Here is an 8,826-nt window from a genome sequence, read left to right as displayed (position 1 = left end):
AAACCAAATAATCTACAATAGAGATAAAATATTAGTCAGGGGGTATTTGTATAGTAATGGAAATACTCGATTAGATAATTCCAGTTATATTTATTATTTGATAGATAAAAAAGCTTATATGATGGATCCTAGTCAACAAAGCAGTATGGGTTTGATTGGGCCAATTGACTTTGAACAATATAAAGCAATTGACAGGGAGCTAAAAGATAAAAAAACGAAAAATTGGTAACGTAGTGTGCAAAATGTAGTCAAGCCTCTATCTACGAACTATGGTGATGGAGAAGTTAGTTTAAATGCTAATGCAAAGCAATTGGCTGCAATATTAGCATAGCCTCAAAGAATAAAATAACTAATTAACACCGAAGTCAATATTTTACACTGCCCCCAAATAGTTAAACACTAATTGGGGGCATTTTCATGTAACTATCCTGATTATTGGTGAAAGCCCAATATATCAGATAATTTGTACAATATTACCTGTGATGGATTCAATTCAATATATTGTTGTCCTTCAAATAAATAAAAGGTTGTCTGATGAAGGTTTAATAAATAGTTGGATGGATGTTGTCCAGGTTTTGACTTTATCGGTGTCTTAAAGCCAGGGTAGGTCAGTCTTACGGATTTATTGAATAAAATATTGTTGACAAGGCAAGAACATAATCCTTATACTCAGTTTTGGAATTCGATGATGAGAACTATAAATAAATAATAACACAGATATGGCGAAAATAGAACGAAATCCACCCGTTGATGCAGATGCCATGGATACTTTCCTTGAAGCGGTGCACTTTGCTCTACCTAATGATTTTTTAGATTTTTTTAAAAAATCTGATGGTGCTCAAATTAGGACAGAAGATTATTATGTGATTTTGTGGCCGATACCGGAAATAATACAGCTAAATGAAGATTATGGAGTTGAAGAATATGCTCCAGGTTTTTTTCTTTTTGGCTCAGACGGAGGAGGGAACGCATATGCGATAGAAAAGGCAACTGGTTTTATTTTTGAGTTGCCTTTTATAGCAATGTCAAAAGATGAGGCTATCTTTAAGAGTAAAAATTTTACAGACTTTATAGGGTTGGATTGAGAGGCTATTTATCAATCATTTGTCTTGGATTGTTCCATTAGGAACAATCTTAGGAATTGGTAATACGTTGGAACCAATTGTAAATCTGCCTATTGGTGAAGGATTGTGGAGAGAGTCTCTTGAATCGAGCTGGAATAAATGGGAATAAGTAAGCTAGACTTGTAGCATAGGAGACGTATAATTGGAGGTGTGGCTAAAAATAGAGCTACAGTTATTACAAGGGATACAAAATGTCAGATTTTATGAAGGCAGCAGCTATTCCCTTTAAAGGATTCTAATATGGGAGCATACAATATTTTAAAAATAAATGCAAAATGCGAGAATTGCAACGTATTGTTTATAGATAATATTCAATTCAAATTTGGCGATACTTGGCAGAATGAGTACCTTATTGGTGAAAAAATAAAGTGGGGGCGAGCTGATATTGGAGTTCCTGGGCTTAACAAAGTTAAAGTTTACGGGGTCTCAGAATCGGATAGATGCCCGGTTTGCAGATACTTGATAGCCCGCGAATATGATATAATCATCGAAAAAGATATAATTGAATACATTACTCCACTTACCAACTTGGAGGATTACAATTTTGATGAAGGGAATTATAGTTTGTTATAAATAGTTTTATTAGCAATTTCTAGAGGTCCATAATTTGGTGAGTCTCTTTACTCATTTGTAAGAAGACTCCAGTTCTATAGTCTCATCAAAATAATCCATGAATTTAGCCGATAAACCCTGATCCTGAAACTTCACAATAGTATAACCACTATCAAAGCAGACAATCATTTATGAGATTTAAAATTATTTTTCCTACCGGATATCAGGTTGCAGACATATTGAATGACAACATTGATATCAATGTTGTTTTAGAAAATGGAGACGTTTTTTTTGGTACCTTATTTACAATATCTAATCTGGATTATTTATTGGCTATAAGCCAGGAGCCATTTTTCTATGCAAGCGATTTACTAATTGTAAAAGATCTAAGTAAAAAAAATATAAGAGCAGCTATTGAGAGTTTGGTGTCAGGATCAATAGAATTAGCGTTTACAAAAATTAGATCCACTTGGTCAAATGAATCAGGATCAGATAGTTTTGATACGATTATTGACATGTGTTAATCATTAGAGAAGACTTCTCTGGAGCTTATCATTGAGAAAAAATAGTAAATTCCAATGATCTATGCGAAAAATAACGCAAAGACTTTTCAGATGAAAATGAAGTATATATCCTTTGTGGAGAAAAATATCAAAAGATTGCAAATTCCTTCTCAGAATTTGTTGAATTATACCTGAATGATTCTAAAGAATTAAAATTATAGGCCAGCATAGATCTTGTTGAGAATGCAAACAACCTCAGTTTTCCCGCTTTAGCGCCCTGTGATAGCATTTGGATTCTAATCCCATACTGCATACTGTTACTAAGATTGCATTTGCAGTAGTTCCGTCATTAACCCGGTAAGAGATATGGCAGTAATGTCTGATGTCATAGAAAACCTATCCTGACAGGCTAAATGAAATCCTTTTGAAAGACTTGGTGAAGAATTCCGTTTAATTTCAATAGCCCACTTTTTGCTGCCGGAAAACTCTAGGATGAGGTCAATTTCTCCAAGGTTGTAAACGGCGTACCAACAATAAGTCGACCATTAAATCCAGATACCGGCTAATTGTTGTGGAGGTTAATTCAAGGCTTTTAGCAATTTGTGAAGCATTGGTTATTCCTCCCTGAAGATGTGCCAGCATGGTGTTACTTCGCTGATATTAATAGCGATAGTAGTCTTTCCAACTTGACGAGGTCCCATCAGTGCTACAGATGCACTTCTTTTGAGTGCTTCCTCCACTTGCTTTTCTACTCTTCTTTTAATCATCCGTGCAAATTTAATATTACATTATCCATCCTACAAAGTCTCTTTTAACCAGCTAAAAAATTCCCTTTGCCATACCAGTCCATTATGCGCATGCAATACCCAGTGGTTCTCATTTGGCAGATATAATAATTTACTTTTGATACCCTTTAACTGCGCAGCCTGAAAAGCCTCCAGCCCTTGTTCAATCGGAACACGAAAATCAATACCACCCTGAATAACCATTATCGGTGTATTCCATTTACTGATGTAATTAGAAGGGTTAAATTCAGTATAGCTTTTAGACACAGGGTTACTCCAGTAATTACCACCCAGATCAAAATTAGCAAACCAAAGCTCTTCGGTTGTACCATACCAGCTTTTCATATCAAACAACCCATCATGAGCAATAAAAGTTTTGAAACGATTATTGTGGATGCCAGCCAGCATATATACGCTGTACCCACCATAACTCGCACCTACACAACCCAATCTATCTTTGTCAACATAACTCTCTTTCGATACATCATCAATAGCCGAAAGATAATCTTGCATAGGCTGCCCACCCCAGTCTTTAGCAATAGCCTCATTCCATTCAACACCCCATCCAGGCATACCACGGCGATTAGGAGCCACAACAATATACCCATTTGCAGCCATCAACTGAAAATTCCACCGAACACTGTAGAACTGTGTTAAAGAAGATTCCGGCCCACCCTGACAATACAATAACGTCGGATATTTTTTAGCAGGATCAAAGTTTAGCGGATAAACTACCCATACACCCATTTCCTTGCCATCAGTCGTTTTTACCATACGCAGCTTAGTATCACTTATGGCAATACGAGCATAATCTGCATCATTTGCATGGGTAACAGCCTTCATGTTCCCAGATTTCAAATCCACGTTAAATAATTCAGTTGCATGATTCATATCCGTACGGGTTACAATTAAATGATCTCCATTTTGTGCAGAAATACCTGTAATGTCAAAAGCACCCTTAGTAATTTGTATAACCGGGGGCGAGATACGAGCCATAAGATTTGCAGGAACTTTTACCGAAAACAACTGTTTCGTTCCTTTAATTGCAGCATTAAAGAAAATATGGTCGCTGTTGGTACTCCAGGAAAAGCCACCGTCAACAGTTTCATCCCATGCAGAGGTCACATTCATTTTAACCTTGGTGGCCCAGTCCATAACCACGACGTCATTTTTATCTGCTTCATAGCCATCACGTTTCATGCTTAACCACGCCAGTTTTTTGCCATCTTTACTGAAAGCAGGAGCCATATCATATCCCATCATCCCTTCTGTAAGATTGGTCGTTTTTGCATCTCCTATATGATAAGCATAAATGTCGGTATTGGTGCTTTGAGCATAGGCCTTGCCGATCTTCTTTTTGCAAACGTATAGGATCGATTTACTGTCGGGGCTAAAGATGAAATCTTCTGCACCACCAAATGGTTTCTGAGGCGCATCATAAGGTTCGTTCTCTAAGAGGTCGCGAACAGGCGCACCCGTATTATTGGTGCTTGAAACGAAAACATGAGAAACCTTTCCTTCATTCCAGGCGTCCCAATGGCGGATGTTTAAATCAGTATAAACCTGCGCTGTACTTTTCGGAACGTCATTATAAATTTCCTTACCCAAAACCTTAGAAAAGCTGATGGTTTTAGAAAATGCAATCCATAGACCATCAGGAGAAACAACCACATTTTCAGCATCTTTCAATTGCGACGAAACTGTTTTCCAGGTTTTCCCCATATTCGTGCTTAAGAAAAGTTCTGCGCCTTTTATAGCATAAATACCATTTTTATCCCATTGAACAAACGTTTTGTCACCCAATAGATCCGTCTTTGTTTGTTGTCCGTTATCAACATTCAGAAGGAAGTATTGGTTGCTTGTCTTTTCGGTAGTCAAATCAGTCTTACCTATTTTATAAAAAAGTATTTTACCATCCGGACTGTTACCTAAAGTGGCGACTTTACCTAAGGACCAAAGTAATTCAGGTGTCATCACATTCTTTTCCTGACCAAACAGGATGAGCGGCATGATGAACAAAAGCAGTAGTGATATCTTTTTCATTGATGGTTTTATTAGAATACAATGTTTTGTGCTACAAAAATGAATTATTTAATTGAAAATTAGCGGTGATTTCTTTTATGCATAGACATTTTTGCCATTATAACTTCTTACGGTGTTAATGACCCGTCCTTTCAACCCATCTCCGGTAACTCAATTCAAATTTAACCTCACCATTAGGATAATCGCCAACTCTGGTCCAATCCTTTGTTATGTTATTAAAACCATATCTACTGGAAGTGAAATCAAAATTATTGCCAAAGGATTCAAAGTACTAAAGAACAATAGCTGTTAAATAGAATTTATCGAAAGTATGGCCGGATTCTAACCGTAACAAGTTTGTTGGTCCAAATTTAACACTACCAATAGAGACGATAAGATAGTAATAAAGACAGGTTTTCTTTGACTTGCTAAGTCATGTTTTAACTAATTATGAGATTTAAAATTATTTTTCCTACTGGATATCAGGTTGCAGACATATTTAATGACAACATTGATATCAATGTTGTTTTAGAAAATGGAGACGTTTTTTTGGTACCTTATTTACAATATCTAATCTGGATTATTTATTGACTGAAAGCCATGAGCCATTTTTCTATGCAAGCGATTTACTAATTGTAAAAGATCTAAGTAAAAAAAATATAAGAGCAGCTATTGAGAGTTTGGTGTCAGGATCAATAGAATTAGCGTTTACAAAAATTAGATCCACTTGTTCAAATGAATAAGGATCAGATAGTTTTGATACGATTATTGACATGTGTTAATCATTAGAGAAGACTTCTCTGGAGCTTATCATTGAGAATAAATAGTAAATTCCAATGATCTATGCGAAAAAGAACGAAGGTGGAAACAGCTATAAATGCAAAAAAAAGTTCAGGCTTTGGTCATAGGAGTAGGATAAATTATGAAAAATATAGATTATATACCCAAAAACACTAGTGATGTTGCAGCCGTTGAGCGTCTTAAATATTTACCATTTGAAACCATCAGAAGAGATGTTCCTGAGTTGTTGGAATGGCTTCAGGACGGACATTGGGAAGTGGCTGAGGGTATTGCAGGATACTTAGTTCCTCATATTAATGAAATAACGCAAGAATTACTATTTGTCTTAAATACAAATGATAGCATGTGGAAATATTTTGTTCTTTGTGGTTTGATTGAACGATCGCAGAAAAAACTTGATCCGATTTTAATAAAGGCTCTGAAAAGAATAGCAGAACATCCATCAAAAATTGATGCCGAGGATACGGTTGATGAAGTTGCAAGGGAAATCATTGCAAATAAAGTTTTATGCGGTTAGTTCATTGAAAATGTTTTTATCTATATTCAGCATGGACATTGTTTGATGTCTGACTAATGGTATCTAAACACATATAGGTTTTCGGGTGATTGAACTTAAAAAAATAACTATCTTGAGTAAAGAAGGCTGCTCTTTGGAGGCTGATCTTGAGGCAAAAACTGAGCAGGGTAAATCTTTGCTCAGCCTTAAAGCTAATGACTTAGGAACATATCAAGCTTCAGGTAGTAACTTCTTTGAATGCTTTAAGCAGATAAGGGCGGAATTGGAAAAGAAAAACTGGTTTGCATTATGTATGGGGGCTGCCAAGAATGTTCACTCTTCAGGAATGGCACTGCAAATGAGTAATGGACTAAAAGCTTATCGACTAGAACTTGGAAAACAGGGAACATTAGATGATCTTGTGGACATATTCGAACCTGCGATGATTGATGAGATAGGTACTATAGAAGAGCAAAGGACTTATTTTGCAACCTGGATTAAAAGTTTGCAGTCTAATCCTCAATCTGCAAACGACAATATGCCTTCGTAAGTTCTAAATTGGCATTCAAAATATCTTCATTAATATCCAACATGAGTCTTGTTTGGTTTCTGACTAATTCTTTCAAAATATATAGATTTTGAGGTGGAGCTCAGAATCGCGGTATTCATTGCTCTTTCAAAAGAAAATGAGCATTAAGCTTTCAATAAAAAATAAACGATATTTAGCAACAATCAATTTCAGTGGTAAAATGAATATATACATCAGCTTAATTCTGACTGTAAGTATAACGCTTGGCATTATCATCTGGCTCATCATAATGAGTAAGCGTAAATCAAAATATGGGTTGAACTTTAAAAGAGTTTATTGCCCTGTCTGCAGTACTAAGCAACCTATGATAAGAGTTCCCAAAAATCAAAATCAGATATTGTTCGGGGGGAATACATGTTCTAAGTGTCAAACAGAACTTGATAAGTATGGTGATGTCATCTCTTAAAAATGAGAATACAGATTATTAGCGACCTACATCAAGAGTTTGGGATTTCAGATCCAAGCTTTAAAAATGCTGACCTTGTCATTTTAGCTGGTGATACCAATCTTGGGACGAAAGGGGTTGAATGGGTAAAAAAGTATATTCCAAACATACCTGTAATTTATATTCTTGGTAATCATGAATACTACAAAGGTTCCTATCCAAAGACACTCCATAAAATCATTGAGGCATCTAGGGGCTCAAATGTAACAGTTCTTGAAAATAACAGAATTGAGTTCGGCGGGATAAGGTTTCATGGCACAACCTTATGGACAGACTTTTCCTTGTTTGGAAGCCCAGTTGAGTATGGGATTATCTGTCAGGCTAAGATGAATGACTATAAACAAATTCGCCGGGATCCTTCCTATTCTAAATTGAGAACTATAGACACTTATAAGATTCACCAGTTTTCAAAAATGTGGTTAGAGGAAAGCCTGGAAGAATCTAAGGCTTATAAGAATGTGGTTATTACGCACCACGCACCGAGTATAAAATCTGTTCCTGAATTATACAAAAATGATCCGGTAACTTCCGCGTACGCTTCTAATCTTGAGGATTTGATTTCGAAATATAATCCACTGTATTGGATACATGGGCATATTCATGCTCCAATAAGATATAAGATAGGTCAAACAGAGATTATATGTAATCCACATGGCTATCTTGATGAAAAGTATAATGGCTACAACAAGGAGTTAATAATCGACATATAAATCATGAGGAAAATTGCGATAATAAACTTATATGGAATTTGAAGAAAATACGGGGAATTAAACTAATCTATAATGTTCAAAGAAATCATCATCTATAATTGGTACGATAATATTATCTCTGCTTTCTGTAAAAGCGATGGGGGTGAAATTTATTATTGTAATTTGGTGGCAATGGGCGATGATCAGGCTGAAAAGATTTACGCATGTATTGAACTGAAATATTTTGTGCGGGCAGATATTATATTGAATATAATTGAAAATAATACATATCTCGAAAATGAAGAGGTGCTTCACGAAGCATTGAATAGGGTACGGCCAAATAATGAGAGTTTTTTGATAAAAACGGATAACTTACAGACGAGCAATCTAAAAATTGTGAAGTATAAGAACGATTTTAATTGGAACCATAATTTTTTCTCTATTGATTATCCAACTGGTTTAGAAATTTCTGCAAAGCTTGATGATTGGGGAAGATATTTTTAGCCAACTAAACATTCCCACGCCTATTAAAGTTTAAACTACTCTTTTTATAGAACAAGCTCTCATTTGTAAGACTCTAGCTCTACAGCCTCATCAAAATAATCCTTGAATTTACCCGATAAACCCTGATCCTGAAACTTCACAATAGTATAACCACTATCAAAGCAGATAATCTCAATTATAGCTTCTGGATGCTGAATATTTCCATTTTTCCAAATCAAATCGTTAAATTCAGCAAAGGGCAAATTGTTCTGATCAACATCTATAGCGTGTGTGTTAGGTATGCCCAGGATAACACCCCAGATAATCTGTACATCGG

Annotated in this window: 11 protein-coding genes; 8 read left to right on the top strand and 3 right to left on the bottom strand. The window is 35.7% G+C overall.

What is annotated here, in order from left to right; genetic code table 11:
- From VNZ46_RS29120 to VNZ46_RS29105, 4 genes are all read left to right on the top strand, one after another.
- Nucleotides 1-229 (top strand): hypothetical protein (locus VNZ46_RS29120; protein ID WP_325565188.1); only part of this gene is annotated, 229 nt, incomplete at its 5' end.
- Nucleotides 230-719: 490 nt separating this feature from the next.
- Nucleotides 720-1,085, top strand: a complete 366-nt coding sequence (locus VNZ46_RS29115) for an SMI1/KNR4 family protein (RefSeq protein WP_325565186.1) — start codon at nt 720-722, stop codon at nt 1,083-1,085.
- Between the two features lie 279 nt (nt 1,086-1,364).
- The gene (locus VNZ46_RS29110) at nt 1,365-1,697 is read left to right on the top strand and encodes a hypothetical protein (RefSeq protein WP_108553126.1); all 333 of its coding nucleotides are present in this window, start codon (nt 1,365-1,367) and stop codon (nt 1,695-1,697) included.
- Between the two features lie 170 nt (nt 1,698-1,867).
- A complete protein-coding gene (locus tag VNZ46_RS29105) occupies nt 1,868-2,200 on the top strand; it encodes a hypothetical protein (protein WP_325565182.1) in 333 nt (110 codons plus the stop codon).
- Nucleotides 2,201-2,677: 477 nt separating this feature from the next.
- Here VNZ46_RS29105 and VNZ46_RS29465 read toward each other — a convergent pair whose 3' ends face one another.
- Nucleotides 2,678-2,821 carry a DUF4143 domain-containing protein gene (locus tag VNZ46_RS29465; protein ID WP_414693547.1) on the bottom strand — a complete coding sequence of 48 codons (144 nt, stop codon included), beginning with the start codon at nt 2,819-2,821 and terminating at the stop codon, nt 2,678-2,680.
- A 155-nt stretch (nt 2,822-2,976) separates the two neighbouring features.
- On the bottom strand, nt 2,977-5,007 hold the full coding sequence (locus VNZ46_RS29100) for a S9 family peptidase (RefSeq protein WP_325565180.1): 2,031 nt from the start codon (nt 5,005-5,007) through the stop codon (nt 2,977-2,979).
- Between the two features lie 901 nt (nt 5,008-5,908).
- Here VNZ46_RS29100 and VNZ46_RS29095 point away from each other — a divergent pair.
- From VNZ46_RS29095 to VNZ46_RS29080, 4 genes are all read left to right on the top strand, one after another.
- Nucleotides 5,909-6,304 carry a DUF5071 domain-containing protein gene (locus VNZ46_RS29095; protein ID WP_325565178.1) on the top strand — a complete coding sequence of 132 codons (396 nt, stop codon included), beginning with the start codon at nt 5,909-5,911 and terminating at the stop codon, nt 6,302-6,304.
- A 112-nt stretch (nt 6,305-6,416) separates the two neighbouring features.
- Nucleotides 6,417-6,833: a hypothetical protein gene (locus VNZ46_RS29090; protein ID WP_325565176.1), complete on the top strand. Its 417-nt coding sequence runs from the start codon at nt 6,417-6,419 to the stop codon at nt 6,831-6,833.
- A 447-nt stretch (nt 6,834-7,280) separates the two neighbouring features.
- Nucleotides 7,281-8,027 (top strand): metallophosphoesterase, encoded by a 747-nt coding sequence (locus VNZ46_RS29085; protein WP_325565174.1) that lies wholly within the window; start codon nt 7,281-7,283, stop codon nt 8,025-8,027.
- 72 nt (nt 8,028-8,099) lie between these two features.
- Nucleotides 8,100-8,510, top strand: coding sequence for a hypothetical protein (locus tag VNZ46_RS29080; protein WP_325565172.1), 411 nt, complete (start codon nt 8,100-8,102; stop codon nt 8,508-8,510).
- A 59-nt stretch (nt 8,511-8,569) separates the two neighbouring features.
- On the opposite strand, the gene VNZ46_RS29075 is transcribed toward VNZ46_RS29080, so the two are convergent.
- Nucleotides 8,570-8,826 (bottom strand): hypothetical protein (locus VNZ46_RS29075; RefSeq protein ID WP_325565170.1); only part of this gene is annotated, 257 nt, incomplete at its 5' end.

The sequence above is a fragment of the Pedobacter sp. genome (genome assembly GCF_035566355.1).
Lineage (GTDB): Bacteria > Bacteroidota > Bacteroidia > Sphingobacteriales > Sphingobacteriaceae > Pedobacter.
This window is presented reverse-complemented; position numbering and strand designations above follow the sequence as displayed.

Coding starts and splice junctions, on each gene's coding strand:
- VNZ46_RS29465 (WP_414693547.1), bottom strand. CDS start 2,821: ATGCTGGCACATCTTCAGGGAGGAATAACCAATGCTTCACAAATTGCT.
- VNZ46_RS29115 (WP_325565186.1), top strand. CDS start 720: ATGGCGAAAATAGAACGAAATCCACCCGTTGATGCAGATGCCATGGAT.
- VNZ46_RS29085 (WP_325565174.1), top strand. CDS start 7,281: ATGAGAATACAGATTATTAGCGACCTACATCAAGAGTTTGGGATTTCA.
- VNZ46_RS29105 (WP_325565182.1), top strand. CDS start 1,868: ATGAGATTTAAAATTATTTTTCCTACCGGATATCAGGTTGCAGACATA.
- VNZ46_RS29100 (WP_325565180.1), bottom strand. CDS start 5,007: ATGAAAAAGATATCACTACTGCTTTTGTTCATCATGCCGCTCATCCTG.
- VNZ46_RS29110 (WP_108553126.1), top strand. CDS start 1,365: ATGGGAGCATACAATATTTTAAAAATAAATGCAAAATGCGAGAATTGC.
- VNZ46_RS29095 (WP_325565178.1), top strand. CDS start 5,909: ATGAAAAATATAGATTATATACCCAAAAACACTAGTGATGTTGCAGCC.
- VNZ46_RS29080 (WP_325565172.1), top strand. CDS start 8,100: ATGTTCAAAGAAATCATCATCTATAATTGGTACGATAATATTATCTCT.